Below are 26,642 nucleotides of genomic sequence, written 5' to 3' on the forward strand. Positions count from 1 at the left end.
CGGAAGCTGAACCGAATTGAACGTTCTTTGCCAGGAGAGTCAGCAGTCTCCGACGACAGGCTTCCCGCAGCGGAATTATATCCTATCTTGCAGACCATGCGCGCCAGCGACCTGCTTCATCCCCGGCCCGAAGGCCTTTACTGCCCGCCGGGCGATTTCTTCATCGATCCGGTGCGGCCGGTGGACCGGGCGCTGATCACCCACGGTCATTCCGACCATGCGCGTTCCGGCCACCGCTCGGTGCTGGCGACGCAGCAGACGCTCGACATCATGGGGCTGCGCTATGGCGAGGGCTTTGCCGGCACGACGCAACCGGCACGGCTCGGCGAGACGATCGTCCTCAATGGCGTCAGCGTCAGCTTCCATCCGGCCGGCCATGTGCTGGGCTCGGCACAGATATCGGTCGAACATCAGGGCATGCGTATCGTCGCCTCCGGCGACTACAAACGGCGAAAGGATGCGACCTGCGTGCCGTTCGAGCCAATCCGCTGCGACGTTTTCATCACCGAGGCGACCTTCGGCCTGCCGGTGTTTCGCCACCCGCCCGACACGGAAGAGATCGCCCGCCTGCTGAAATCGGCGGCGCAGTTTCCCGAACGCTCGCATCTGGTCGGCGCCTATGCGCTGGGAAAGGCGCAGCGGGTGATGCGGCTGTTGCGCGACGCCGGCTACGACAGGCCGCTCTATATCCATGGCGCACTGACCAGGCTCAGCGAGTACTATCAAAGCCAGGGCATCGACCTCGGCATACTCGAACCGGCGACGGTGGAAGGCGGCAAAGGGGATTTCGCCGGCGCCATCGTGGTCGGCCCGCCATCGGCCTTCGCCGACCGCTGGGCGCGGCGGTTCCCCGATCCGATCTCGTGCTTCGCGTCCGGCTGGATGCGCATCCGCCAGCGCGCCAAGCAGGGCGGTGTCGAACTGCCGCTGATCATCTCGGACCATGCCGACTGGGACGAGCTCACAGCGACCATAAAGGAGACCGGCGCCGAGGAAATCTGGGTCACGCATGGCCGTGAGGAAGCACTGGTGCGCTGGTGCGAACTCGAAGGCATTGCCGCCCGGCCATTGCATCTTGTGGGCTACGAGGACGAGGGCGATTGAGGGCATGAACCGCTTCGCCGAACTCCTCGACCGCCTGGTGCTGACGCCGTCGCGCAACGGCAAGCTGACTCTGCTGGTCGACTACTTCCGCAGTGTCGAGGACCCGGATCGCGGCCTGGCGCTCGCCGCCATCACCGGCGATCTGAATATCGCCGCGGTCAAGCCGGCGATGCTGCGCATCCTTGTCACCGAGCGCATGGACCCGGTTCTGTTCGGCTATTCCTACGACTATGTCGGCGATCTGGCCGAGACGGTGTCGCTGGTCTGGCCGCAAACGCCGGGACATATCCCGAACCGTGAACCGACGCTCGGCGAGGTCGTGGCCAGGTTGCAGGCGGCAAGCCGCTCCGACGGACCGAAGGTGCTGGCCGGGCTGCTCGACAGCGCCGGCATTTCGGCACGCTTCGCCATCATCAAGCTGGTCACCGGCGGCCTGCGCATCGGTGTGTCGGCGCGGCTCGCAAAGCAGGCGCTGGCGGATTTCGGCAAGGTCGACGTCGCCGAAATCGAGGAACTCTGGCACGGGCTGTCGCCGCCCTATACGGCGCTGTTCGCGTGGCTGGAGGGCAAGGCTGAAAAACCCCGCAACACGGCGATGGCGCTGTTCAGGCCGGTGATGCTGTCGAACCCGGTCGGCGACGGCGACCTGGAAAAGCTCGATCCGGCGGACTATGCGGCCGAATGGAAATGGGATGGCATCCGCGTCCAGGCAGTAGCGGAAGGCGGCATCCGCCGGCTCTACTCGCGCACCGGCGACGATGTCTCCGGCGCCTTTCCCGACCTTGCCGACGCGATGGATTTTTCCGCGACGCTGGATGGCGAGTTGCTGGTTGGCGATCCCCGACAGGCGACGGGAACGTTCTCGGATTTGCAGCAGAGGCTGAACCGCAAGACGGTGACGCCGAAGATGCAGCAGCAATATCCGGCCTTCATGCGCTGCTACGATCTGCTGCAGATCGGCGCCGAGGATTTGCGCGGGCTATCCTTCCGCGAGCGGCGCGGCCGCCTCGAAGCCTTCGTCAGGACGCTCGACCCCAGCCGCTTCGACCTGTCGCCCTTTGTCGACTTCGCCGATTGGCAGGCGCTGGAGGAGATGCGCCGCGCGCCGCCGCACCCGATCATCGAAGGCGTGATGCTGAAACGCTGGGATTCGCCCTATGTCGCCGGGCGGCCGAAAGGCCCATGGTTCAAATGGAAGCGCGATCCGCACACGGTGGATGCCGTCCTGATGTATGCCCAGCGCGGCCATGGCAAGCGCTCGAGCTTCTACTCCGACTACACGTTCGGCGTCTGGTCCGGACCCGAGGGCGAGGAGGAACTGGTGCCGGTGGGCAAGGCCTATTTCGGCTTCACCGACGAGGAGCTGAAGCAGATCGACAAATATGTCCGCGACAATACGGTCGAGCGCTTCGGCCCGGTGCGCTCGGTGCGGGCGGACCGCGACAATGGCCTGGTGCTGGAAGTCGCCTTCGAAGGGCTCAACCGCTCGACCCGGCACAAATCCGGCGTCGCCATGCGCTTCCCCCGCATTTCACGGCTGCGCTGGGACAAGCCGGCCAACGAGGCCGACCGCATCGAGACGCTGCAGGCGCTGCTCGATCGCTGAGTTCCAGCCGACTAAGGCTCGATCGAGACGCGGATCTCGTAGATGTTGACCGCCTTGCCCTGCTTGTCGAAATCGGAATTGACGGCGATGGTTCCGGCCGAACCCGGACGCTTGTTGGGGAACTGCACGTCGAACAGATATTCGTTGCGCTGCTGGCCGACCGCATAGCGCTTGCGGCCACAGTCGCCAAGTTCGCCGAAATTGCAGTCGACGGAGATTTGCGTGTCCTTGCCGTCCTCGGCGCGGGCAATGATATCGAACACGGCATGCTTGCCGGCCAGCTTCTCCAGCACGCCTTGCCCGACATCGAAGGCGATCGCCGAGCCGGAGGCGCCGGACCGGATGCGCAGGAACGGACCGGTGTCGTCCTTCATCACCTCGGCCTTGGCGTCCGACGGGGCGGCGACATGCGTCGGATCGGCCGGCGAGAACACATTGATCCAGTCCCGCGATTGGTCCGCGGCACCGGGCTTTGCCGGCGCGTTGGCGCCGTCGGCCGGCGTGAAATCGTCGTCCTCCACGGTTGGCGGCGCCTCCGGCGGTGCCGTATCGAGTTGGGCGGCAGTCTTGAATACGCCGGTCTGCATAGCGAAAAACAGGCCGATGCCAATCGCCGCAAGCAGGGTCACGGTGAAGAAGATGGCGGTCAGCGGCAGGCGACGACCGCGAATGCGGCGCTCGTCGCGATCGGGCGCCACTTCCGCCGCGGCTCCCGAAGCGGCAGGAACGGACATGTCGATGGCCGGCGCCCCGGGCAGCGTGGCGTCCGGCATGATGTCGGGAACGACCGGCAGCACGCGCGAGCGCGGCGCGTCGGATGCGGGCTGCGCGGGCCCGTCGACGGCGACCGCGGGCGGCGGCGTCCTGTCGCCGATCTCGATCGCGGGCGCCGCGGTGGCCGCGGGCTCGACCGCCGGGGCATCGACCTGCGGACCAGCATCCGGCACCGCCGGCAGGAACTCGGATTCGATTTCGGCGATCTTCGCCTGGATCGCCTTGCGGCGCTTGATGGCGACTTCCACGGTCACGCCGGGATTGGCCTGGAGCGCACGATCGAGCGCGGCAAAGGCCGACCGATAGACCCTCTCGCGGAACGCGCGGTCCTCGGCATTGCCCTTCTCCAAGGCGTTCCGGATCGCTTTTTCGATGGCGTCCAAGCGAGATCCCTCTGCAAATTGCACCAATCTTCCCTGATGGTTAGCCGTAGGCGACCAATCAATCAACGGGCGTGCGGCTGCATTCTGCCTCGACGGGCCGTCGAAAGTCCATCTTGGCGATGTTCCGGCAAATAAAATCGGACTATCCCGGCGATTCTTCGCAGGCAGCGACACCCCAACCCTGATTTCGACCGTGTTGGGCGCTCGTGCAGAATTGCCAAGTCGCATCTTGAATTCGTGGCCGGTTGAGTCTATCACCCAGCCCATCTTGGAGGCCTCGGCCTCCCGGGCCGCTTTAGCTCAGTTGGTAGAGCACCGCATTCGTAATGCGGGGGTCGCGTGTTCGAGTCACGCAAGCGGCACCAATATTCCCCAAGGGTTTGCGGGTTCCCGAGGCATAGAGCGAAAACGCATTGCCAACACCATGCCAACATTTTTCGGGGTCATTTGTTCGCCCTTTGTAGCGCCTCGACAAGGACTCGGCTGGACACTTCGCGGGCGCCTAGAGCGATGGCCCGCGCCCGAGTGGCCTTTGAAAGGTCGTAGTGGGGACGGCCTGGCTTGTCCTGAAACCATCGGCGGACCCCGAGGGCTTCGGCCATAGCGTGAAGCTCGGCGAGTGAATCGGCCGCCATATGGCACATCACCATCCGGCCAAGGCGCCAGCGCGGCCGGTCGACGTAGACCACTATCTAGCCGCTTTGACGGATCGTTTGCGTTGCCGCAGCGTCCGCAGAATGAAAGAGTTGATGGCAGAGCGGACATCGAACCTTCCGCCATCGACCTTCTGCGCTACGATTTGGTGCCCGGCATGGAGAACTTTAATTTCCTTGCGTCTGGAAGCCACGAAAACATTGATGGCTTCTTCCGGCCTCGTTTCGATCGGTTGTTGCCGTTCCCAAGCGTAATCGTCCCAGATAATGGTCCCGCCATTCTTGAGTAGAGGCCACGCCAGAAGGGAATCGACGTGAACCGCGTCCCGGTCGTGGGCACCATCGATATAGATCAGGTCGTAAGATCTTTTTTGGCCCTGCAGGTCGATCAATGCCTTGCTGGAAATCGACTTCAGCTTTGTGACGCGCCCGGCATACGAGGCCGTGTTGGTATCGAAGCGCTGCTCTACTTGGGCAAATCCACCGGCCAAAGTTACGTATTCGTTCTGCTCTCCAGCGAACGGATCGATGCACGTAATCCGCGACAGATGGCAGTACTCAAGAAAAAAGATCGCGGAACGTCCTTCCCAAGATCCGATTTCCAAGATGTTGAGAGGTCGATCCCGCATACTTGCAAGGCAAGCACTCCAGAGATGGAAATTATTTGACGTCCAATCGGAGGAAAATTCTTTCCCTTCGTACCACTTAGCAAAATCGACCACTGCTAACTCCTCTATTTGCGGCGATCTAGCGCGGCTCACGATCGCCAGTTATATTGACGCCGCTTCAGCGTCAATGTTGGATCTGAACCGACGTCCCTGCCGCTGGCAAAGTGCGCCGCCCCGGCAATTCGTCGGTACCCAGGCCCCAGCTTTCCATCCGCCGATCATCATCCGAAAGGAACAATCACGGCTGTTTCCCGTGAAAAAGAAGCGCTTGCCCGCGTACTTGCGCATGAAGGCGGCTATTCAAATCATGCAGACCCCGGCGGCCTGCCATCTTCTACCCCGAGCGCGTCAATGAGGCGGTGCCGCAATTGGCACATGCACCACGGTCTGCGTGGTGGAGCGCGTCGCCGGCGATCCATATCCGCCATTGTCGCGACTCAGCTTTGGTGGGAAACTCGCGGGCCTCAGCATGGGAGGCCCAAAATGCCCAACACTTTCAAGACCGGAGACGTCGTCAAGCTGAAGTCGGGAGGGCCGAGGATGACGGTCAGCGATGGGGCCGCTTCCGGCATGTACCTCTGTCACTGGTTCAACAAGGAAGGTGACGTTTGGACGCCGCAGCATGCGGGCTTCAAACCCGACCAGTTGGTCGCCGCCGATCAACCGGCGTAATCCCTGCCCGTCCGCCAGGAGTGGTGGCCGGCCCGGCGTGAATTCAGGCGGCGCGGGAATAATGCGTCACGGCGGTCGCTCTCGGGAGCGATGCCGAGTCGGCATCGCAATCGAAGAGATCGGTACAGGCGACCGACGGATTTTCCCGGTCTCGGCGTTTAACGGTTGAAGCGTGACCATGGCATGGGCCGTGGCCGACGCGCCAACCGGAGACGCCGAAGCATGATACGCCGTTCGATCCTTGCCGCTGCCTTGAGCCTGCTGACCGTCGCGGCTCTCGCCCAGACAGCGACACAGCCCCCGGCTGCCACGCCGCCAGCCGCCGCTCCCGCGGCGTCAAATGCCAAGTCTGAACTCACGCTGGCCAAGTTCCAGAAGCGGCGGGAAAAGGCGGTCATGGCCGCCGACACGGACGGTGACGGCAAGATCAGCCTCCTGGAATGGGAAGCCTTTCAAGCCAAGCGCAACGTCAAGGGAGACGCCGCCAAATCCTTCGCGCGTATCGATTCCAATCATGACGGCTTCATCGATCGCGCCGAGCTCGATGCGTTCTTCGCCAAGCGTTTTGCCAAGCTGGACAAGAATGGCGACGGCGTTCTGACGGCCGACGAGATGCCAGGCCACAAATCCGCTCCCAAGCCGGAGCAATGACCAAGAGGCTATGACGCGTGATGGATATCGGGAGTGCGCGAGCCGATGAGCGCCGATCCGGACGAGGAGCTGGTTCGTCGTGTCGGTGCTGGCGATCCCGCGGCGGTGCAGACGCTCGTCGCGCGCAAATTGCCGCGCATCCTTTCACTTGCCGTGCGCATGCTGGGCGACGCGGCGGAGGCCGAGGACGTCGCGCAGGAAACCTTCGTGCGCATCTGGCGTCATGCCTCCAGCTGGCGGCGCGGCAATGCGCGCTTCGACAGCTGGATCCACCGGGTGACGCTCAACCTTTGCTACGACCGGTTGCGTCGGCGCCGCGAGGTGGTGACCGACAATCTGCCGGAAATGGCCGACCCTGCCCCGCTTCCCGACGCCCGCGAAGAGCCACATCGGGTCGAGCAAGCCCTGCAGGCGATCGCGCCGCGCCAGCGCGAGGCCATCATCCTGGTCTACTACCAGGAGATGTCCAACATAGAGGCGGCCGCGACCTTGGAGATCAGCGTCGATGCGCTGGAAAGCCTGCTTTCGCGCGGCCGTCGGTCCTTGCAGATGATTCTGGCCAGGGACGGCGTCCATGACTGAGAAAGGGGCGATCATGGATGCCGGACATTCATCGCGCCTTGCGGGCGTCCGGTGGGGACCGGTCCGCCTCGTTTCCAACCCGCGTGGGCACGCGGCACCAAGGGGCAAGGGGAAAACACATGGCTGAAGACATCGAGGACGGCCCGGCAATGGATGCCAAGCGCTTCGCGGCGCTCGCCGAAGCCTATGGCGGCGATCCGCGGCGCTGGCCGGAAGCGGAGCGTGAGGCAGCCACCATTTTCGCTTCAACCGAGGCGGGCCAGGCCATTTCGCGGCATGCCGGCTCGCTTGACGCCCTGCTTGACAGCTATGGCGTCGCGCACCCCGGCAAGACACTGCACGACACCATCCTGCGGACCGCCGGCCGGCACATCGTCCGGCGCCGGCGTCAGCGGTTCTGGTGGCTCGGGCTGGGGCTGGCCGGCATCGGGCTGGCCGGCGCCATCGCCGGACTGGCCCTGGTGACCGTCGTTACGCCGGAGGTTCAGCCCGATCACTATGTGCTCGACGCCAACGCGACGGCCTTCGGCGACGCCGGACCCGACACGATCGAGGAAGACCTATGAGCACCGGCCGCAACCTCCTCATCGCGTCGGTGGTGTTGAATGTCTTCCTGGCCGGTGCGCTTGCCGGCGGAGCCGTCTGGATAAGAAGCGGCAAGCCGGCCCAGGGCTATTCGCTGGAAGCGGCCGGCGGCCGCCTGCCCGACCAGCAGCGCACGCTGTTCCGAAAGGCGTTGCGCGAGGTCCGCCAAGAGTCGCGCGAAATCATTCGCGATGGCCAGCAGGCCAGGCGCGAGGCGGCCGACCTGCTGCGGCAGCCTGTCCTCGACACGGCGGCCCTGTCGGCCGCGCTCGAGCGGGCCCGCAATGCCGACGTCACCGTGCGCACGCGGCTGGAGCAGCGCATCGTCGAGTTCGCGGCAGCAGCGTCCACCGAGGATCGCAACATGCTGGCCGAGGGCCTCGCGAGACGCAGCGGGACGCAGCCATCCGCAACGCCAAAAAAATCGCCGTGACGACCGACGGAAAATGCCGATGGCGCCCGTTTAACGAGATGAAGGGCAGGATCTGCCGGACCACCTGGCACCGACAGGTTTCAACCTCGGACAACTTCGGAGTTTGGTCATGAACTATCTGGCAAAATACGCGATCACCGCCGCTCTCGCGGTGACCGGAACGGCTGCGACCGTCGCGGCGTCCTCGGCAATGCCGCTGGCGCCGCTTGCCGCCCCGGCGGTGGTGGAGCAAGTCGCCTGGGGTTGCGGCCCCGGCTGGCACCCCAATCCCTGGGGGCGCTGCGTGCCCAATCGCGTGGTGGTCTATCCCCGCTATTACTATTGGCACGGCCCGGCTTATTACGCCTGGCATCCGCACCGCCACTGGCACCGCTGGCATCGCTGGTAAGGGCCATCGCTGGTAAGGGCCATGGGGCCGCCCACCGCGCGGCCCCATGATCCCAGCTAAGCAGGCACGAACCGGCTCGAACGGGCTTCAGGCGCTGCTCGCCGGAAGTCCCAGCAATGGAGAGCTGACTTGGCTATCCCGGCCTCCTCTTCCCCGCCAGATCCGACCCCAGATCCGACCCTTGTCGCTTTCAACCGCTTCGGGCTCGGGGCAAGGCCCGGCGACCGCGACAGGATTGCCGGCGACCCGCACGGCTATCTGAAGGCGGAACTGCGGCAACCCGACGTCGCCCTGATCCCGCTTGACGATCCGGCCTATGCCGGCCTGCTGGGCAGCACGCCGGCTATCCAGGCCAGCATGGCGGCAAATGTCCAGCGCAAGCTCGACCGCGAGCGGATGGCCGCGGCACCGCCGGCGATGGCAACGGCGAGCATCCAGAACATGCCTGCGCCGGTCCAGCCCAAGCCGGTCCAGAGCACACCGGTGCGGGTCGCGCCCGTCCAACCCATGCCGTCGCCCGCCGCCCCGCCAAAGCCAGCCGTTCCGCCGGTCGAGGCCACGCTGTTCCGCGCCGAAGCCCAGGCGCGCTTCGACAAGGCTCTGCGGGCCGATGCCGGCTTTGTCGAACGTCTGGTCTATTTCTGGTCGAACCATTTCTGCGTTTCCGTGGCCAAGGACAACATCGTGCGGGCGAGCGCCGGTGCGTTCGAACGGGAAGCGATCCGCCCTTTCGTGCTCGGCCGTTTCGCCGACATGCTGATGGCCGTGGAGCGGCATCCGGCGATGCTGTTCTATCTCGACAACCAGCAGTCGATCGGCCCGGATTCCCGCGCCGGCAAGAACCGCCAGCGCGGCCTCAACGAGAACCTCGCCCGCGAGATCATGGAACTGCATACGCTCGGCGTCGGCAGCGGCTATACCCAAGCCGATGTCACCAGCTTTGCGCGCATCCTGACCGGCTGGACGATGGCCGGGCGCGAAGGTCGGCTGGGTGAGCCCGGCAGTTCCGTCTTCAACGCCAATGCGCATGAGCCGGGTGACGCGGTTCTGCTCGGCAAGACCTATCCGGCCGGGGGCATGGCCCAGGCCGAGGCGGCACTCAACGACATCGCCAGCCACCCGGCAACGGCGCAGCACATCGCCACCGAGCTCGCCCGCCATTTCATATCCGACGATCCGCCGCCGGCCGCGGTGGCGCGGCTGGCCAAGGTTTTCGCCAAGAGCGACGGCAATCTCAGGGCACTGGCCTCGACGCTCATCGATATGCCGGAGGCCTGGTCGACGCCATTGGCCAAGATGCGCTCGCCGTTCGACTACATCGCCGCCATCCGGCGGGCGGTCGGCCCGGGTCCGGCGAACGATCCCGGCCAATCGCTCGGCTGGCTTAACGCGCTGGGCGAGCCGCTCTGGCAGCCACCGGGACCGAACGGCTTTTCCGACCAGGCGGACAGCTGGGCGTCGGCGGAAGGCATGAAGGTCCGCCTCGACATCGCCTGGCAGGCGGCCCGCCAGGTCAAGGACATAGGCAATCCCAGCGACATGCTCGACGCCGTCATTGGGCCTTCCGCCTCGCCGGAGACGCGGCAGGCGATCGCCCGTGCCGAGTCCAAGCAGCAAGGCCTGGCGCTGCTGCTGATGGCGCCCGAATTCCAGAGACGATAGGTCGAGCGATAGGTCCGGCGCCGACAACTCCCATGGAGACCAAGTCATGAGCCTGCTGTGTGAAACCCCTCATCCCTCCCGCCGCGCCGTGCTGATGGCCGGCGGCGCGCTGTTTGCCTGGGCCTATCTGCCCCGCTTCGCCCGCGCCGCCGACAATCGCGACCCACGCCTGATCGTCATCGTCCTGCGCGGCGCGCTCGACGGCCTGTCGGCGGTCGGCCCGGTCGGCGATCCCGACTATGCGGGCCTGCATGGCGACATAGCTTTGTCGCTCACCGGCCCGCACGCGGCGCTGCCGCTCGATGGTTTCTTCGCGGTCAATCCGGCGATGCCCGTGTTCGCGCGGCTGTTCAAGGCAAGCCAGGCGGCGGTGGTGCATGCGGCCGCGACGGGCTATCGCGAACGCTCGCATTTCGACGGGCAGGATGTGCTGGAAAGCGGTTTTGCCGGACCCGGCCATGTCGCCACCGGATGGCTCAACCGGGCGCTGGAAAGCCTGCCGGCGGGCGATCGCGTGGCCGCGCTTGGTGGTCTCGCCGTCGGCCCGTCGACGCCGCTGGTGATCCGTGGGGCTGCCCCCGTACTCGGCTGGGCGCCGCAATCCCTGCCGGAGCCGGCCGGCGACCTCGCGGCGCGGGTTCTCGATCTCTACCAGCATCGCGATCCGGTGCTGGCGGTGGCGCTGCAAAAAGGCCTCGATGCCGACCGTATGGCGCTGGACGACCAGATGGGCGCCAAGGCAATGAAGCCGAAGGGCGGCCTCGACAGTGCCGCCGGCATGCGGCAGGCCGCGCAAGGCGCCGCCAAGCTGATCGCGGCCGATGACGGTCCGCGTGTTGCGGCACTGGCCTTTGACGGCTGGGACACGCATGTCAACGAAGGTGGCGCGACAGGCCGGCTCGCCACGCTGCTCGGCGGCCTCGACGGCGCCTTCGAGGAGTTCGAGAAAGGTCTGGGCGACCGCTGGAAGGACACGGCGATCGTCGCCATCACCGAGTTCGGGCGCACGGCGCAGATCAACGGCACGGTCGGTACCGATCACGGCACCGGCACGGTGGTGCTGCTCGCCGGCGGCGCGATCAAGGGCGGCCGCGTCATCACCGACTGGCCGGGCTTGAAGCCGGCTCAGCTTTACCAGCAGCGCGATCTGGCCCCGACCAGCGATGTCAGGGCGGTGCTGAAGGGGTTGCTCGCCGACCAGTTCGGCCTTTCGGCGGCCGTGCTCGGCGACAAGGTGTTTCCCGAGTCCGCGCAAGTGAAGCCGATGCGGGATCTCGTTGCCTGATGGCTTGAACGAAAAACACCCGCGCCGTTTCCGGAGCGGGTGTTCCGATCGCCCGTCTGATCGCTCGAGGGATCACCAGCCCCAATAGCCGGGGTGCCAACGGTGGTGGGCCCAGAAGCCGGGATGCCAATGGCGCGCCGGCCGGATCATCATGCGGCGGTTCGGCACGCAATTGCCCCAACGGTTCATGTGCCAGCCGGGACCGCAGCGCCAGCCGACGGTTTCGATCGGCGGCGGCGCGGCACTTGGCGCGGCCATCGGCATGGCCTGAGAGCCGGCGCCGGACAGCATCAAAGTGCCGGCCGCCAGTGCAAGGGGCAGCAAGTATTTTGTGAACATGCGTTGTCTCCGTGGTTTCGTCCCTAACCACCGTGAAACGCGGCGCACGGCCGAAACCCGTCGCAGCGGGACGGATCACATCTTCGTCAGATCGGCACAGCGTTCCGGGCGCACAGAGGTTCGGCACACAGTGCCTCGCGATTCATACCGGCTGCGCCCGTCGAAAATTTCGATCGATGGCGGCGCGGCTTCGTCATTGACAGGGCAGGCCTCGACCTTTGCAGCATGGCAGATTGATCCAGATCAATGAGCGATGACAGGTCCCGCGCTAGGGTTGATGGAAGCCAATTGACAGATATGCTCAGGTTGAAGGCCAGGTAAGACCAGGAGATCACACCTATGATGATCCGCACGCTCTCTACTTTGGAATGCACGAAATTGCTGGCGGCCAACCGCACGGGCCATCTGGCATGCGTGAAGGACGGACAGCCCTACGTCGTGTCCTTCAACTACGCCTACGCCGACAGTCACCTCTATGCATTCTCCCTGCTGGGCAAGAAGATCGACTGGATGCGGGCCAATCCCCTGGTGTGCGCCCAGGTGGAAGAACATACAAAGGGGCGCGGATGGAGAAGCGTGATTGTCGACGGCCGCTATGAGGAACTGCCGGACCGGATCGGCCACAAGGTTCAACGGGACCATGCATGGTCGGTGTTGAGCAAGCACGTGGACTGGTGGGAGCCTGGCGCGCTCAAGCCCGTCACGCCTCCCGTGTCGGAAAGCTTGCCGCACGTCTTTTTCCGGATCCTTGTCGAAAAGGTTTCTGGACGGGAAGCAAGCGAATAGGTCTTGTCCACCGTTCGGTGCTTGCGCCCGGCGCCGCCTCGCGCAGGCGGCGGATCGGGCCGATGGCGGCGTCGCGACCCTGGACGGAATCGCGCGCCGCAATCACGCTGGGCGCAGGGTCTCGCTTTTGATCACGCGGCCTCGACCTTGGCGACCGGCACATCCTCCCCACGCACAAGTTTGGTCACGCCGGCAAAGTCGAGCTTGCCGGAGCCGAGCACCGGCACTTTCTGGACGACGCGCACTTCGGCGGGCACCATCAGGTCCATGGCACCGTTCGCCTTGGCGAACGCCAGGAACTCGGCACGCGTGGCGCCGGGGGCTTCGGTGATGAGAATGAGCTTCTCGCCCTTGCGCGCATCCGCCACAGCCGCGACGGCCGACAACGAGCCCTTCCACAATTCACCCGCCAGCGCTTCGACGGCGGCGAGCGAAATCATCTCGCCACCGATCTTGGCGAAACGCTTGGCGCGGCCGCGAATGGTGATGAACCCTCCGTCGTCGACCGAGACGACGTCACCAGTGTCATGCCAGCCATCCGGCAGCGGTTCGAGCACGCCAGGTCTCTCGGCGCGCAGATAACCCGCCATCACGTTCGGCCCACGGACATGCAGCCGGCCGCCATCGTCGACACCTGGCACCGGATCGAGACGATACTCCATGCCGGGCATGATCTTGCCGACGCTGCCGGAGCGGTTGTACATCGGCGTGTTGATGGAGATTACCGGTGCGGTCTCGGTGACGCCATAGCCTTCCAGGATGCGCACGCCGAACTTCTCCATATAGGTCATGCGCGTGGACGCCTTGACCGGTTCCGCGCCGGCAAAGCAATAGCGTATCGAGCGGAAGTCGTACGGGTGCGCGGTCCGCGCATAACCGCTGAGGAACGTGTCGGTGCCGAAGATGATCGTCGCGTTGGATGCGTAGATCAGTTCCGGCACGATGCGGTAGTGCAGCGGCGACGGGTAGAAATAGACCGGCACGCCCGAAATCAGCGGCAGCACCGTACCGGCCGTCATGCCGAAGGAATGGAAGATCGGCAGCACGTTGAACACCTTGTCGCCCGAGTGGAAGTCGATGCGCGAAGCTGCCTGCGCGGCATTGGCCAGGATGTTGCGGTGGGTCAGCACAACGCCCTTCGGAGTGCCTTCCGAACCCGAAGTGAACAGGATTACCGCCGGGTCGTTGGGCTTGCGCGGCGCGCGCGGCGTCGACTTGCGCAGCAGGCCGAGCAGTTTGTCCTTGAGACCGATCGTCTTGCGCAAATCGTCGAGCCAGACGATGTCGACCGAGCGGCCGATTTCCTCGACCACCGCGCCGAGCTTTGCCTGCTCGACAAACGCGCGGGACGTGAGCACCGTGCGCACTTCAGCGGCCTTGCAGGCGGACAGGATATTGGCGGCACCCGCGGTGAAGTTGATCATCGCCGGCACCTTGCCAGCCGACATCACGCCAAGCAGCGTCGCGCATGAGCCGTTGGCGTTGGGCAGCATGACGCCGAGCGTCTGCTGATCGGCATAAAGGTTCTTGAATTTCTCGCCAAGCACGGCGGCCGCCGTCAGCAGCTTGCCATAGCTTAGCGAGCCGGTGACCGGATCCTGCACGGCGAGCCGTTTCATGCCGCGTTCGTTCGCGGTCAGGATGATCTTTTCCAATACCGTTCTGTCGATGTCCTGGGTGCGGAAGACGAGATCCGACATGACCTGATAGAGGGCAGCACCCGCCGCGGCGCGGCGCTGGCGGCCTTTCAGCTCGGGCGGCACTTCCAGCTTGACCGGCTCCAGAATGGTCACCTTGACCTTCGGGAACAGACGGCGGCGCACATGCTGCGACGTCAGCCGGGAAAATGGGCTTTTCTCCAGCCCGTCGATGCGGATCGGCACAACCATCGAGCCGGTCTTGTCGGCCACCATGGCGGCGCCGTCATAGACCTTCATCAGCCCACCGGTGACGGTGATGCGGCCTTCGGGGAAGATGACCAGCGGATCGCCGCCCTGCACGATCTTGATCAGCGTGCGGGTCGACATCGGCTTGGCCGGGTTGAGCGGCAGAGCGCGGGCGAGCTTCATGAACGGCTTCATCCACCAGGCCTGGGCGATGGTGTAGTCGATGGCGAAGACCGGCTCCTCATCGGTCAGCGTCAAGGCGAGCGGACCGTCGAGGAAGCTGACATGGTTGAGCGCCAGGATCGGCGCCTTGCCGGCCGCCTTGAGGTTCTCCATGCCCTCGACCTCCAGGCGCAGGAAGGCGCGGAACAGGATGGAGACGAAGTCGCGGAACGCGTTGGTCGGCAGGAATTTCAGCATCAGCCAAGCTGCAATGGCATTGGCCACGGCCAAGCCGAACAGGATGCCGCCGGTGGAGACTTTCGTCTGGATCACGGCGACAACGATGCCGCCGACCGTCATGAAGCCGGCATTGACGATGCTGACGGCGGCGACGACGCGGGCGCGGCGCGCTTCAGGCGACCAGGCCTGCACGGCAGCGAAGGTCGGCACCACGAGGAAGGCGCTGGCGATGGCCATGCCGGCGAGGTCGATCGCGACACGGATCGTGTTTGGCCCGGCGAAGAACAGGGCAAGCGTTTCGGCCCTCGGCGAGGGCTGCATGCTCCAGATGGTCCAGGCCAGATGCAGGCCGAACAGCGCCAGCAGGGCCGTGCCGACCGGCGCGGGCAGAAGCACGATGCGCCCCTGCGACATCCAGGCGGCGATTGCCGAACCGATGGCGATCGAGACGGCAAAGACCGCGAGATAGACGGTGACGGCGATCTCGTCGCCGCCGAGCGAATCCTTTATCAAGGTCGGCAGGATCGAAAGCACGATGGCGCCGATCAGCCAGAACCATGAAGTCATCAGGCCGGCGCGCCAGATGCGCTTGTCGGTGCGCAACTCGCTGACCTGGCGCCAGGTCGAGCGAAAGATATTTCTGTCGATGACAAGGTCGGGCGCCGCGGAACCCGTGGACGGAATGTAGCGGCTGACGAACCAGCAGCCGACCGCCAAGGCCATCATGATCGGCCCGAACACCGTGACGCCGATGCCATCGGCCGAGACGACGCCGCCGGCAATGGTGCCGCCGAGGATGGCGGCAAAAGTGGCCGACTCGATCCAGGCGTTGGCCTTGGGCAGTTCCTTGCGCTCGAGGTGATCAGGCAGGATGCCGTATTTGATCGGTCCGAACAGCGCCGAGATGATGCCAAACATCAGCAACGCCGTCATCAGCACCGGGATCGACGACAGCGCGATGCCGGCGACAGAGACACCCGCCGCGGCAATCTCGGCGAATTTCAGCCGCCGGGCTATAAGGGCCTTGTCGAAGCGGTCGGCGATCTCGCCGCCAAGCGCGGACAACAACAGGAAGGGCGCCATGAAGACAGCCCCCGCCAAAGTGACCAGCGAAGCCGCCTGATCGGCGGCCAGCGTGAAAAGAATCAGGAACACCAGCGTGTTCTTGAGGAAATTGTCATTGAAGGCGGACAGGAACTGCGTCCAGAACAGAGGCGCAAAGCGCCGGGACAACATCAGATGCGTGTTCATGGCGATTTCCATTTGGCGGAACCCTACGACGCGTGCCGGGGGCCCTGCGGGGTTGCAGGCGCTATTTCAATCTCAGTGATATCAGTGAGCTGATTAAACTTCCTTACTGCGCTTGACGCCCATCCATGGCTTTCGGTTGCCGGAAATGAACATCGTTCACAATCGGAGCTTATCATTTTTTGAACAGCGTTCAAGCGAAAAATGAACAATGTTCATTGCAGATGGAAACAGCGACCGCGGCCAGCGGCGTTTGTAAGGGGTCAGGGCGCCCCGGTTGCCGGACCTGGTCCGAGCGTCGCCACTGTCTTCAGCGCGCCGTCGAGCATGTCGCCCTTCTCGTCCTTCAGCGCCGCCTCGCGCAGGCGGCGGATCCAGTCGGCGGCATCGGTTCGGCCCTTGAGCATGGGAAGCGCCGACAGCACGCGGTCGAATTTCGACTGGGCGCGCACATGGGTGTCGCTGTAGCCCTTGATCAGCCGGCGGCAATTGAGGATTTCGACAGCGAGCGCATAGTCCTGGGACACATGGGCGAGCGCCAGCGCGTACCAGCGGTCGAGATGGCTCATCTCGACCTTGTGACGCAGCAGACTGCGGCGCCAGCGGCGCAGGCCGCCGATGAACCACAAAGCAGCAAAGCCGGCAAAGCTGTCGGTGCGGATGCGGCGGCCATGATTGATGCGCCGGTCAAGGAAGGCGGCGAGCTTCGGCCGGTGCTCGATGTAGCTGCCGAGCCCCGTCGGCAGCGTGCCGCAGAACTCCTCGATGCGCGGATGGAAATATTCGGTCACCTGCAGGACCGAGCCTTCCTTGACCCCGACCTCCTTGCGCACCCGCCGATCACGGGTCGAACGCGTCTTCAGGTCGGCAACGCGGATCATGTCGTCGTAGCAGAGCGCGTTGGCGAGATGCTTGGCGGCGGCGATGGACAGCGCGTGGGTATGGCCGGTGCTGTCCAGCGCGACGGCCTTGTCCAGCCGGTCGAGATACTCGCCACCATAGGCGATGTCCTGATAGTCGACGACCTTCCTCAGGCCCCGTAGCGCCATGTCGCGCACGGCGACGGGCATCAGGTCGATGCGAGCGGCGAGCACCTGCCAGCCTTGCAGCAGGTTTTGCGGACCGGTCACGCGCCCCGCCCCCAGGGCGGGTTCGACAATCGCGGGCTCAGCCGGCTTTGGCGCAGGCGCGGCCGTGCCGCGCGCGCGGTCAAACGCGGCGCCAAAGGCGGCAAGGCTGGCCTTGACGCCACGGCCGCCGGCACCGATCGCCTGCTCATAGCTTTCGCGCGTGAACGGCAGCGCGTCCGACCCGGCCAACGCGCCAAGCAGGCTGGCCGAGATCATCGAACCATTGTCGGCGGCGATCTTTTCCATGTCGAAGGCGATGAAGCGCTTCGATGCGGCCTCCGCCGTCGCATGCACCTTGGAGGACGAGGCCCGGCCATCGCCCGGTTCGATCTTTTCCGACACGGCGGCGATGCGATGCGACGAAGCGATCAGCGTCGTGCGCTCCGGCGTGACGAAACCGCGGATGATGGCGCGGCCGGCCTCCATCAATTCGGCGGCGATCAGGATATCGACGTCGCCCTGCGAAGGCGACAGCGCGAAGACCGGCAGCCGGCCGGTGTCACGGGCCATCTCGATATAATAGATCGTCGCGCCGGTGCGTTGGGCCACGCCGGCGACCGAGGTCGATTGCGCGACGTAGCCGTTGCGCTCGGCGACATCGGTGATCCAGTCGGCCAGCACGCCGCCGCCCTGGCCACCGACAGCCAGCACGGCGAGCTTGATGACGCGCTCGTCGTCCTGGGCGCCGGCCCTGGCGCGGAATGGCGGGACAGCGTCAAGCATCGGCGAAGGTCAGGCGCCGGCTTTCGCGGCGGCGTTGCAACAGGCTGATCACGGAGCGGCGCGCGCTTTCCAGGAAGCGGTCCCAACGGCTCGGATTGTGCACGACATCGGCGCGGTAGAAGGAGGGGCAGAGCACCGCCGCATCGGCGACCTCGCCGCAATTGCCGCAGCCGACGCAGTTCTGATCGATCGATGCCACCGGATCGTCGCGCAGCGGATCGTCGAGCGACTTGACCGACAGCGACGGGCAGCCGGAGAGCCGCATGCAGGCATGGTCGCCGGTGCAGATGTCCTCATCGACGCCGAATTTCGGCTTTACCACGCGCTCGCCGCCCTTGATCGCTTTGTCGACCAAAGGCTTTTCGCGGCGCTGCCGGTTGAGCATGCATTCGGACGAGGCGACGATGACCTTCGGCCCCTTCTCCTCCGTCGTCAGCGCCTCGCGCAGCGTGGCTTGCATCTTGCCGACATCGTAGGTGCGGTCGACATGGCGCAGCCATTTGACGCCCATGCCTTCCACCGCTTCGGTGATCGGATGTTTTGTCGACTTGGTCTTGTTGCCGGCACGGGACGAGAGGATGTCCTGTCCGCCGGTGGCGGCCGAATAAAAGTTGTCGACGATGACAATGACGCCGTCATTCTTGTTGAACACGGCATTGCCGATCGAGGAGGTCAGGCCGTTGTGCCAGAAGCCGCCATCGCCGACGAAGGAGATCGAGCGGCGCTTGGCGTCGGGCGAATTGAACGCCGAGGCCGAAGCCGGGCCGAGACCATAGCCCATCGTGGTGGCGCCGAGTTCGAAAGGCGGCATGATCGAGAACAGATGGCAGCCTATGTCGGAGGCGATGTGGTGCTTGCCGAGTTCCTGCTCGACCAGTTTGGTCGCGGCGAAGATCGGCCGCTCCGGACAGCCGATGCAGAAGCCCGGCGGGCGGCCCGGCACGACATTGATCAGGTCCGCCGTATCGACGCCATCGCCGACCTTATTGGGCGCACGCACTTCGCCCGGCAAGAGATGCGGCGCCTCGGCGCGCAGGAAGGCGCCAATGCCGTCGAGCATGACCTGGCCAGTGTACTCGCCGGCCATCGGCAGATACTCCTTGCCGACCAGCCTGGTGCCACGCCCGGCCTTGTGCAGCATCGCGGCAAAGGCCTGTTCGATGTAATTGGGCTGGCCTTCCTCGACGACCAGCACCGCCTGCTTGCCCTCGCAGAACGACAGGAACTCGTCGTCGATCAAGGGATAGACGGCGTTGAGCACATAAAGCGGCACATTGGTGTCGCCATAAGTGTCGGCAAGACCGAGACGCTGCAAGGCACGGATGACCGAATTGTACATGCCGCCCTGCATGACGATGCCGACCGAGCCGTGGTCCGACCCGAAGAATTCGTTGATCTTGTTCTTGGCGATGAAATCCACCGCCGCCGGCCAGCGCTTCGCCACTTTCTCCTTCTCATGTAGGAAGGAGGCGGGCGGCAGCACGATGCGGCCGGTGTCGCGGCGCGGCGCTTCCAGCGCGTCGGCCACCGTCATCGGCGGGCGCTTGTTGTCCTTGGCGATGAAATGGCCGTGGACGTGGCAGCAGCGTATGCGCACCTGCAGCATGACCGGCGTGTTGGAGACCTCGGACAACTCGAAGCCGTCCTCCACCGCCTTGACGATCGACGGCAGGTTCGGGCGCGGGTCGAGCAGCCAGACCTGGCTCTTCATGGCGAAGGCATGGCTGCGCTCCTGCATGATCGAGGAGCCCTCGCCATAGTCCTCGCCGACGATGATCAGCGCGCCACCGGTGACGCCGCCGGACGCGAGGTTGGCGAGCGCGTCAGAGGCGACATTGGTGCCGACGGTCGACTTGAAGGTCGCCGCGCCGCGGATCGGATAATGCACCGAGGCGGCCAGCATGGCGGTGGCGGTCGCTTCCGAGGCGCTGGCCTCGAAATGGACCCCGAGCTCGCCCAGAATGTCCTGCGCGTCGGCCAGCACATCCATCAGATGGCTGATCGGCGCGCCCTGATAGCCGCCGACATAACCGACGCCGCATTGCAGCAGCGCCTTGGTGATGGCGAGGATGCCTTCGCCGGCGAATTCCTCGCCTGCGCCGAGCCTGAGTTTCTCGACTTCCTTGGCAAAAGACCGTTCGGCCATTTCTTCAATCCTTCCGTTACCGCCCAGCCCGTTATCGGCTGGCACTGGCGGCGCGTAGGTCTAGATGTCGTGCTTGCGAATGTTCTTCAGCATCTTCTGCAGCGTCGTGATGAGGGCTGCGTATTCGGCATCGTCGACATCGTCGAACATCGCCTCGAACGCATCATGCATGGCCGGCCAGGCGCGCGTGAACTCGGCGCGACCCTCGTCGGTCAGGAACACATGGCGGATGCGGCTGTCGGTGACGCCTTGCTCGCGCCGCACGAAGCCTTGCCCCTCCAGCGTGTCGAGCGTGCGGCTCAAGGTCGACTGCTCGATGACCGTATAGACCGAGAGGTCGTTGACGGTGACGCCGTCCGTGACCGACAGAACGGCCAGCGTGCGCACCTGCGGAATGGTCAGGCCCTGCTTGCGAAAATCGTCGCGCAAGGTGGCGTTGTAGCGGCCCATGATGCGGTTCATCAGATAGGGCGCGAATTGCTGCAGGCCGATCTGCCCAAGGGTCGAGATGCGCTGGCGCTTTTCCGCAACCTTCTGCTCCATCACAGCCTCCCCGCCAGGAGAAAGCCGGAGCCGCCGCCGAGGCCGGCACCGGGATGGGTCGAGGCGCCGATATGGTAGAGGTTCTTGATGCCGGTCTGGTGGTTGCGGCTGGTCTTGAACGGCCGCCACAGGAAGGACTGGTCGATGGTCGAGGAGCCGCCATAAGGGTCGCCCCCGACCAGATTGATGTTCATCGCCTCAAGATCGGCCGGCGAATAGGCGCGGCGCGCGATCACGCTGTCCTTGAAGCCGTCGATGTGGCTGGCGAGGATCGCTTCGGCGCGGTCAGCGTAGGCCTCGCGCAGCGCTTCGGTCCATCGCCCGTCAGCCGGCGCCTGCAGCTTGCCGGCGGCATCGCCCTTGATATACCGGGGCGCCTCGGGCAGTTGCAGCCACAGGATCGCCTTGCCCGCCGGACAGCGCGAGGGATCGAGCGCATGCGGCTGGCCGACACAGATGGTGGGCACCTCCGGCAGCATGCCGCGCGCCGCCTCGTTGCAGGCCTTGGAGACGCCATCCAGTCCCGGCGTCAGATGCAGCAACGCCACCTTGTCCAGCCCCTCGCCGCGCCATGCCGGCGGCTTGTCGAGGGCGTAATGGATCTGGAAGTTGCCCTTGCCGTAGCGATATTTCCGCGTCGCATCGACATCGGCTTGGGCGGCATCCGTGCCGAGCAGCCGACCGTAAAGCTGCGTCGGCGTGACCGAGCAGATCACGCTCTTCTTCGCATGAACCGTTTCGCCCGAGGCCAGCCGCACGCCGGTGGCGCGGCCCCCATCCAGGATGATGGAAGCAACGTCCGCACCCGTGGAGATGACGCCGCCGCGCTCGGTGATCAATGCCTCGAAAGCCGATAGCAGGTTCTTCGCCCCGCCCTTGACGATCGGCGCGCCGGCCGCCTCGAGCGCGAAGGCAATCACCTTGGCGATCTGGCCGGAGAACGCGTCCTCGGGGCCTAGTCCGGCATGCAGTACCCAGGGCGCCCAGAGCGCCCGGATGGTTTCGGACTGGTAGGTACTTTCCAGCCAGCCACGCGCCGGCACCAGGGCGTCGCCGAGAAAGGCGGCAAGGCCGCGCGAGCCACGCCGCCAGGCATCGCCGGCCAGCAGCTTCGCCGTCGGATAAGACCAGAGCGCCCCGCCGAGCAGACCGAACAGCAGGCCGGCATTGCGCTCGATGCCGCCGACATCGTCCGCGTGCCGATCGCCGTCACCCGCCGCGATTGCGTTGAGTGCGGCGACATTGGTGGCACGGTCGGTGCCGAGCACCGCATGGCTGCCATCCGGCCGAAGCACGCCGGTCGGCGTGCCGGTGTGGCAGAACTCCAGGCCATGCCGGGCGAGATCGCCGCCCAACGCCGCAAAGGCCGGCGAGGTGATGAACAGCACGAAGGTCGTCGCCATCACATCGTGGATGAAGCCGGGCGCAGTGATCTCCTCGGTGCGCATGCAACCGCCAATGCGGTCGTTGCGTTCGAGGACGAGCACGTTCGCACCCTTGCCGCCAAGCATCGCCGCGCAGACCAGTGCGTTGATGCCGCTGCCGACGATGATGTGATCGGGGGCGGTCATTGGGGGTTTCCTGTGGGCAGCAGATAGACTTGGGAGGTCAGCCCTCTACGACGCCCCCCTCTGTCCTGCCGGACATCTCCCCCACGAGGGGGGAGATCGATTGTCAAGCCGGCTTTCGCCAATCGCCGACGTTGCAGGAATGAGCGAGGCGCCAAAGTTGCCAATCTCCCCCCAAGTGGGGGAGATGCCCGGCAGGGCAGAGGGGGGCGCCGTAGGGCGCGAGCGCCGCCAACCTGCCTCCCTATCGCCTCACCTGCGCGCATGATCTTCTCCCGAAGATCCCTTACTGCCCCGATACCAGCGCCAATGCGCGGATCGGGCTGCCGGTGCCGTGCTCGATCTTGAGCGGCGCCGCGATCAGGATCGCGCCCTTCGGCGGCAACTGATCGAGGTTGCAGAGGCTGGCGAGTCCGTAGCGGTTGGCCTTGTGCATCAGCGTGTGCGCCGGGAATGGCGGCTCCATGCCGCCGGCCTTGCCGGCGTCGGTGCCAATGGTCTCCGAACCCCAGCCCTTGATGTCCTTGCTGATCAGGAACTGGATGGCTTCAGCCGTCGGGCCGGGCGTATGCGGGCCGGTCTCGTTGGCGTTGAGGAACTCGGCTTCCGAGCCGTTGCGCTTGTACCAGTCGGTGCGCATCACCACCCACTCGCCGGCGTTGATGGCGCCATGCTTGGCTTCCCATGCCTTGATGTGGTCGACGGTGAGCAGGAAATCGGGATCGGCGGCGGCTTCCTTCGAGCAGTCGATGACATTGACCGGGCCGACGAAGTTCTGCGCCGGAATGGTGTCGGTGGCGCCGTCCGGGTAATCCTTGCCGCTGATCCAGTGCTGGGGCGCATCGAAATGCGTGCCCGAATGCTCGCCAAGCTTCAGCCAGTTCCATGCCCACCAGGGACCGTTCTTGTCGTAGCGGGAGATGTTGTGGATCTCGACTTTCGGCGTGTCGACCGCGAGTTCCGGCGGCAGCTTGATCAGCGGTGTATCGGGACCGAGCGGTGCCGACAGGTCGACCACCTTGATGGCGCCGGAAAGAAGCTGGCCGGCGACCTCGCCGAGGAGTTTTTGGGTGTCCATGGTCTCTGTTCCCTCTTTTCGATGATGATCAAGGCTCGTCTCGGCCCTTAATATCCTACTAGACGAAAACATATGCATCTGCAATTATCTTTAAGCATAAAGGAAATGGGAACGGGGCGTGAGCGAGTTCGACGCCATCTTTGTCGGGGCGGGCCATAATAGTCTGGCATGCGCCGCGCATCTTGCGCTCAAAGGCTGGAAAACCGGGATTTTTGAGCGCAGCGCAACAATCGGCGGTGCTGTCCAAACCCGCGAATTCACCCTTCCCGGCTTCCGCCACGATTTCGGCGCGATGAATCTGAGCCTGTTTGCAGGCTCCGCCTTCCTTCGGAAATATGCAAATGAATTGAAAGCGCAGGGGCTGGAGTTCGCGCCCGTCGCCGACTGTTTTGCCAGCGCCTTTCCGGATGGACGCTGGTTCGGCGTCAGCAACGATCTGGAAAAGACCGCGGCGCGCATGGCGGCTTTCTCCACTGCGGACGCCACGACATGGCGCAGGCTGGTTGCCGCGTTCCCGGCGGAGGCCGAGCATCTGTTCCGGCTGCTCGGCTCGCCGATGGGTGCCCGCGCGCTTGCCGGCACGGCGTGGAACCTGTGGCGCAAGAAGGGTGTCACCGGCGCACTCGACACCGGTCGGCTGCTGTTGTCGTCGCCACGCGCCTGGCTGGAGGAGACTTTCGAGTCCCCCCATGTGCGGGCAACGCTCGCCACCTGGGGCATGCATCTCGATTTCGCGCCCGATATCGCCGGCGGTGCGGTGTTTCCCTACCTGGAATCGATGGCCAACCAGAGTTTCGGCATGGTGCTGGGCAAGGGCGGCGCCGATACCATCATCCGGGCTCTGGCCGGCATGGTGACCTCCGCCGGCGGCCAGATCGTCACTGGCGCCGATGTGGCCGAGATCACGGTATCCGGCGGCAAGGCGACGGGGGTGCAGCTCGCTTCCGGTGAGACGCATACCGCCACCAGGGCGGTGATCGCAGGCGTCGCGCCCCGGGCACTGACTGGCAAGCTGCTGCCCAACGGGTCCGGCGACGCCGGCTTCGACACGGCGATGAAAAAGTTTCGCCATGCGCCAGGCACAATGATGATCCATCTCGCGCTCGATGACCTGCCCGATTGGCGCGCCGGGGCAGAGCTTCGGCAGTTCGCCTATGTGCATCTGTCGCCCTCGCTCGATGCGATGTCGCGGACCTATCAGCAGGCGATGGCGGGCATGCTGCCGGACGAGCCGGTGCTGGTCGTCGGCCAGCCCTCGGCGATCGACCCGTCGCGCGCGCCTCAGGGCAAGCATGTGCTGTGGGTGCAGGTGCGCATGCTACCAGCCGACATCCTGGGTGACGCATCGGCCAGGATCGCGCCCGCGCATTGGGATCAGGTCAAAGAGGCCTATGCCGAGCGCGTGCTCGACATCATCGAGACCTATGCGCCCGGCCTGCGGGGCAAAATTCTCGGGCGGGCGGTGTTCTCGCCCATCGACCTCGAACGCGAGAACCCGAACCTCGTCGGCGGCGACCAGGTCTGCGGCAGCCACCATCTGGCACAGAACTTTCTGTTCCGCCCGGCGCGCGGCTATGCCGGCTGGAACACGCCGGTCAATAATCTGCATCTAACGGGCGCCGCGACATGGCCGGGCGCCGGCACCGGTGCGGCCTCGGGCTTCATGCTCGCGCAACAGCTTGGCGGGAGGTAGGCCGACGATTTATCGAGGTGACGAGAGGCAAGGCGCTGCTGCCCACGAAGCCTGAACCAATGACCTGACACTGCCGCGCAAAGACAATAACCAACAAGGGGAACGACCATGACAATCAACAGACGCGAATTGCTTGGATACAGTGCCGCCGCACTTGGTGTGGCCGCCATCGGCCTGCCGCGGATCGCCAAGGCGGCCGCCGGCGAACTGACCATCGCCTACAATGTCAACCTGCCCTCCTGGGATCCGACCACCGGACCCTCGGCCGTCAACCCGACGATCCAGGGCCTGTATCAATCAGTCTTCGACCGGTTCATTCCGCAGAAGCCGGACCTGTCCTTCGCGCCGGGCCTGCTCACCGAATGGGGCTGGAACGACGACCGCACCAAGGTGACGATGACAGTGCGCGAAGGCGTGACCTGGCATGACGGCTCGCCGTTCACGCCCGAGGACGTGGTCTGGTCGCTGCAGCGGGCGGGCGACGAAAAGACCGGCAATCCGATCCAGTTCGTCTGGAAGAACGTCAACAACTTCAAGATCGACGGCAACAGGATCACCGGCGACGTGGTGCAGTTCGACCCGGTCTATTTCAAGTGGATGTCGTTCCTGACCGGCTACATCCTGCCGAAGGCCTATTACGAGAAGGTCGGCGCCGAAGGTTTCGAGAAGGCGCCGATCGGCACCGGCCCGTACATGGTCGAAAAATTCGAACGCAACGCCTTCCTGCGACTCAAGGCCAATCCGAACTATTGGGGCGGCAAGCCGGCCTTCGAGAATGTGACGATCAAGTTCGTCACCGACGCGGCAAGCCGCGTGGCCGAGATCGAGTCCGGCTCCTCGCAGGTGACGCTCGAAATCCCGTATGAGGAATATGACCGGCTGATCGCCAAGGACGGGCTGGCCGGCTCGTGCAAGAACGTCTCCGACATCGGCATGATCTTCTTCAACAACAAGGACGCCATGCTGGACAAGAATGTCCGCCAGGCAGCCGTGATGGCAGTGGACAAGGAGCTTCTGGTCAAGCGGCTGCTGCGTGGCTACGGCCAGCCGATCGCGACGCTGGAGACGCCGGAATACGCGGCCTTCGATCCATCGATCAAGGTCGAGCACAATCCCGAAAAGGCCAAGGAGTTGCTGGCGGCCTCCGGCTACTCGCCGGAGAAGCCGGCCAAGGTCACCATCCAGACGACCAAGGGCTTCAAACCCAAGGACTACGAGATGGTGCAAGCGATCGTCGGCATGTGGCGCAAGGTCGGCATCGAGGCGACGATCGAGGTCTACGAGATTGCCAAGCACTATGAACTGCGCGCCGCGCACAAGCTGGCGCCGGCGGCCTTCTACAACTGGGGCAACGCCATCGGCGATCCGACCACCTCGACCGGTTTCGCCATGTTCGGGCCGTCGCCGCACTCGTCCTGGAAGACCGACGACCTCGACGCCAAGATCGGTCCGCTCTGGGGCGAGAAGGACGAGGCCAAGCGCATCGCCGGCTGGAAGGCGGTCGACAAATACATCGCCGAGCAGGCCTATGTGCTGCCGCTGCTGCAGTTCGCCCAGCCGATCGTGCACGCCAAGGGCGTCAACGTCGTACAGCATATCTCCGGCGCGCTGCTGCCGGCGCTGATGACCCCGGCCTGATATCGGCCTGGAATTG

Annotated in this window: 23 protein-coding genes and 1 tRNA gene; 14 read left to right on the forward strand and 10 right to left on the reverse strand. The window is 64.9% G+C overall.

From position 1 onward, the window contains the following. Positions 1 to 96 precede the first annotated feature (96 nt). Together AC07UC_RS00400 and AC07UC_RS00405 are read left to right on the forward strand one after the other, a co-directional pair. Positions 97 to 1,104, forward strand: a complete 1,008-nt coding sequence (locus AC07UC_RS00400; protein WP_494908868.1) for a ligase-associated DNA damage response exonuclease — start codon at positions 97 to 99, stop codon at positions 1,102 to 1,104. A gap of 4 nt (positions 1,105 to 1,108) precedes the next feature. Next, positions 1,109 to 2,710, forward strand: a complete 1,602-nt coding sequence (locus AC07UC_RS00405) for a cisplatin damage response ATP-dependent DNA ligase (protein WP_494903367.1) — start codon at positions 1,109 to 1,111, stop codon at positions 2,708 to 2,710. 11 nt (positions 2,711 to 2,721) lie between these two features. Here AC07UC_RS00405 and AC07UC_RS00410 read toward each other — a convergent pair whose 3' ends face one another. Then, positions 2,722 to 3,867, reverse strand: coding sequence for a hypothetical protein (locus tag AC07UC_RS00410; protein WP_494903369.1), 1,146 nt, complete (start codon positions 3,865 to 3,867; stop codon positions 2,722 to 2,724). 289 nt (positions 3,868 to 4,156) lie between these two features. Between AC07UC_RS00410 and AC07UC_RS00415 the strand changes: the two genes are divergently transcribed. Then, positions 4,157 to 4,232 (forward strand) — tRNA-Thr (locus AC07UC_RS00415). 78 nt (positions 4,233 to 4,310) lie between these two features. On the opposite strand, the gene AC07UC_RS00420 is transcribed toward AC07UC_RS00415, so the two are convergent. Together AC07UC_RS00420 and AC07UC_RS00425 are read right to left on the reverse strand one after the other, a co-directional pair. Then, a complete protein-coding gene (locus tag AC07UC_RS00420; RefSeq protein WP_494903370.1) occupies positions 4,311 to 4,556 on the reverse strand; it encodes a DUF4031 domain-containing protein in 246 nt (81 codons plus the stop codon). After that, complete coding sequence (locus tag AC07UC_RS00425; RefSeq protein ID WP_494903372.1) at positions 4,556 to 5,242, reverse strand: class I SAM-dependent methyltransferase; 687 nt, start codon at positions 5,240 to 5,242, stop codon at positions 4,556 to 4,558. Before AC07UC_RS00425 ends, AC07UC_RS00420 begins: the two co-directional genes overlap by 1 nt. A gap of 429 nt (positions 5,243 to 5,671) precedes the next feature. On the opposite strand from AC07UC_RS00425, the gene AC07UC_RS00430 reads away from it, so the two are divergent. The 8 genes from AC07UC_RS00430 (at position 5,672) to AC07UC_RS00465 (ending at position 11,446) form a co-directional block, all read left to right on the forward strand. Further along, on the forward strand, positions 5,672 to 5,860 hold the full coding sequence (locus AC07UC_RS00430) for a YodC family protein (protein WP_056569801.1): 189 nt from the start codon (positions 5,672 to 5,674) through the stop codon (positions 5,858 to 5,860). A gap of 222 nt (positions 5,861 to 6,082) precedes the next feature. Then, the gene (locus AC07UC_RS00435; protein ID WP_494903374.1) at positions 6,083 to 6,511 is read left to right on the forward strand and encodes an EF-hand domain-containing protein; all 429 of its coding nucleotides are present in this window, start codon (positions 6,083 to 6,085) and stop codon (positions 6,509 to 6,511) included. Positions 6,512 to 6,556: 45 nt separating this feature from the next. Beyond that, positions 6,557 to 7,093 carry an RNA polymerase sigma factor gene (locus tag AC07UC_RS00440; RefSeq protein ID WP_202324714.1) on the forward strand — a complete coding sequence of 179 codons (537 nt, stop codon included), beginning with the start codon at positions 6,557 to 6,559 and terminating at the stop codon, positions 7,091 to 7,093. A 119-nt stretch (positions 7,094 to 7,212) separates the two neighbouring features. Then, positions 7,213 to 7,659: a hypothetical protein gene (locus AC07UC_RS00445; protein WP_494903376.1), complete on the forward strand. Its 447-nt coding sequence runs from the start codon at positions 7,213 to 7,215 to the stop codon at positions 7,657 to 7,659. Then, positions 7,656 to 8,111 (forward strand): periplasmic heavy metal sensor, encoded by a 456-nt coding sequence (locus tag AC07UC_RS00450; protein ID WP_140775578.1) that lies wholly within the window; start codon positions 7,656 to 7,658, stop codon positions 8,109 to 8,111. The genes AC07UC_RS00445 and AC07UC_RS00450 overlap by 4 nt, the downstream gene beginning before the upstream one ends. A 109-nt stretch (positions 8,112 to 8,220) precedes the next feature. After that, positions 8,221 to 8,499, forward strand: coding sequence for a GCG_CRPN prefix-to-repeats domain-containing protein (locus tag AC07UC_RS00455; RefSeq protein WP_494903378.1), 279 nt, complete (start codon positions 8,221 to 8,223; stop codon positions 8,497 to 8,499). Between the two features lie 129 nt (positions 8,500 to 8,628). Continuing rightward, positions 8,629 to 10,161, forward strand: a complete 1,533-nt coding sequence (locus AC07UC_RS00460) for a DUF1800 domain-containing protein (protein WP_494903380.1) — start codon at positions 8,629 to 8,631, stop codon at positions 10,159 to 10,161. A gap of 46 nt (positions 10,162 to 10,207) precedes the next feature. After that, on the forward strand, positions 10,208 to 11,446 hold the full coding sequence (locus AC07UC_RS00465; protein WP_494903382.1) for a DUF1501 domain-containing protein: 1,239 nt from the start codon (positions 10,208 to 10,210) through the stop codon (positions 11,444 to 11,446). Between the two features lie 72 nt (positions 11,447 to 11,518). Here AC07UC_RS00465 and AC07UC_RS00470 read toward each other — a convergent pair whose 3' ends face one another. After that, entirely contained in the window at positions 11,519 to 11,785 is a 267-nt protein-coding gene (locus tag AC07UC_RS00470) for a GCG_CRPN prefix-to-repeats domain-containing protein (RefSeq protein ID WP_140775586.1), read from the reverse strand. A gap of 339 nt (positions 11,786 to 12,124) precedes the next feature. Between AC07UC_RS00470 and AC07UC_RS00475 the strand changes: the two genes are divergently transcribed. Beyond that, the gene (locus AC07UC_RS00475; protein WP_494903384.1) at positions 12,125 to 12,571 is read left to right on the forward strand and encodes a pyridoxamine 5'-phosphate oxidase family protein; all 447 of its coding nucleotides are present in this window, start codon (positions 12,125 to 12,127) and stop codon (positions 12,569 to 12,571) included. A 131-nt stretch (positions 12,572 to 12,702) separates the two neighbouring features. On the opposite strand, the gene AC07UC_RS00480 is transcribed toward AC07UC_RS00475, so the two are convergent. From AC07UC_RS00480 to AC07UC_RS00505, 6 genes are all read right to left on the reverse strand, one after another. Beyond that, positions 12,703 to 16,110 carry an acyl-[ACP]--phospholipid O-acyltransferase gene (locus AC07UC_RS00480; protein WP_494903386.1) on the reverse strand — a complete coding sequence of 1,136 codons (3,408 nt, stop codon included), beginning with the start codon at positions 16,108 to 16,110 and terminating at the stop codon, positions 12,703 to 12,705. Positions 16,111 to 16,370: 260 nt separating this feature from the next. Continuing rightward, positions 16,371 to 17,960, reverse strand: a complete 1,590-nt coding sequence (locus AC07UC_RS00485) for an indolepyruvate oxidoreductase subunit beta family protein (RefSeq protein WP_494903388.1) — start codon at positions 17,958 to 17,960, stop codon at positions 16,371 to 16,373. Continuing rightward, positions 17,953 to 20,106 (reverse strand): thiamine pyrophosphate-dependent enzyme, encoded by a 2,154-nt coding sequence (locus AC07UC_RS00490; RefSeq protein ID WP_494903390.1) that lies wholly within the window; start codon positions 20,104 to 20,106, stop codon positions 17,953 to 17,955. Before AC07UC_RS00490 ends, AC07UC_RS00485 begins: the two co-directional genes overlap by 8 nt. A 60-nt stretch (positions 20,107 to 20,166) precedes the next feature. Then, entirely contained in the window at positions 20,167 to 20,649 is a 483-nt protein-coding gene (locus tag AC07UC_RS00495) for a MarR family winged helix-turn-helix transcriptional regulator (RefSeq protein ID WP_140775596.1), read from the reverse strand. Then, a complete protein-coding gene (locus AC07UC_RS00500; RefSeq protein ID WP_494903392.1) occupies positions 20,649 to 22,220 on the reverse strand; it encodes a phytoene desaturase family protein in 1,572 nt (523 codons plus the stop codon). The genes AC07UC_RS00495 and AC07UC_RS00500 overlap by 1 nt, the downstream gene beginning before the upstream one ends. 283 nt (positions 22,221 to 22,503) lie before the next feature. Further along, a complete protein-coding gene (locus tag AC07UC_RS00505; RefSeq protein ID WP_494903394.1) occupies positions 22,504 to 23,295 on the reverse strand; it encodes a cyclase family protein in 792 nt (263 codons plus the stop codon). A gap of 118 nt (positions 23,296 to 23,413) precedes the next feature. On the opposite strand from AC07UC_RS00505, the gene AC07UC_RS00510 reads away from it, so the two are divergent. Both AC07UC_RS00510 and AC07UC_RS00515 read left to right on the forward strand, forming a co-directional pair. Further along, positions 23,414 to 24,988 carry a phytoene desaturase family protein gene (locus tag AC07UC_RS00510; protein WP_494903395.1) on the forward strand — a complete coding sequence of 525 codons (1,575 nt, stop codon included), beginning with the start codon at positions 23,414 to 23,416 and terminating at the stop codon, positions 24,986 to 24,988. Positions 24,989 to 25,096: 108 nt separating this feature from the next. Continuing rightward, a complete protein-coding gene (locus tag AC07UC_RS00515) occupies positions 25,097 to 26,626 on the forward strand; it encodes an ABC transporter substrate-binding protein (RefSeq protein WP_494903396.1) in 1,530 nt (509 codons plus the stop codon). Positions 26,627 to 26,642: the final 16 nt, after the last annotated feature.

Source organism: Mesorhizobium sp. GW821-FHT04C10 (genome assembly GCF_059420305.1).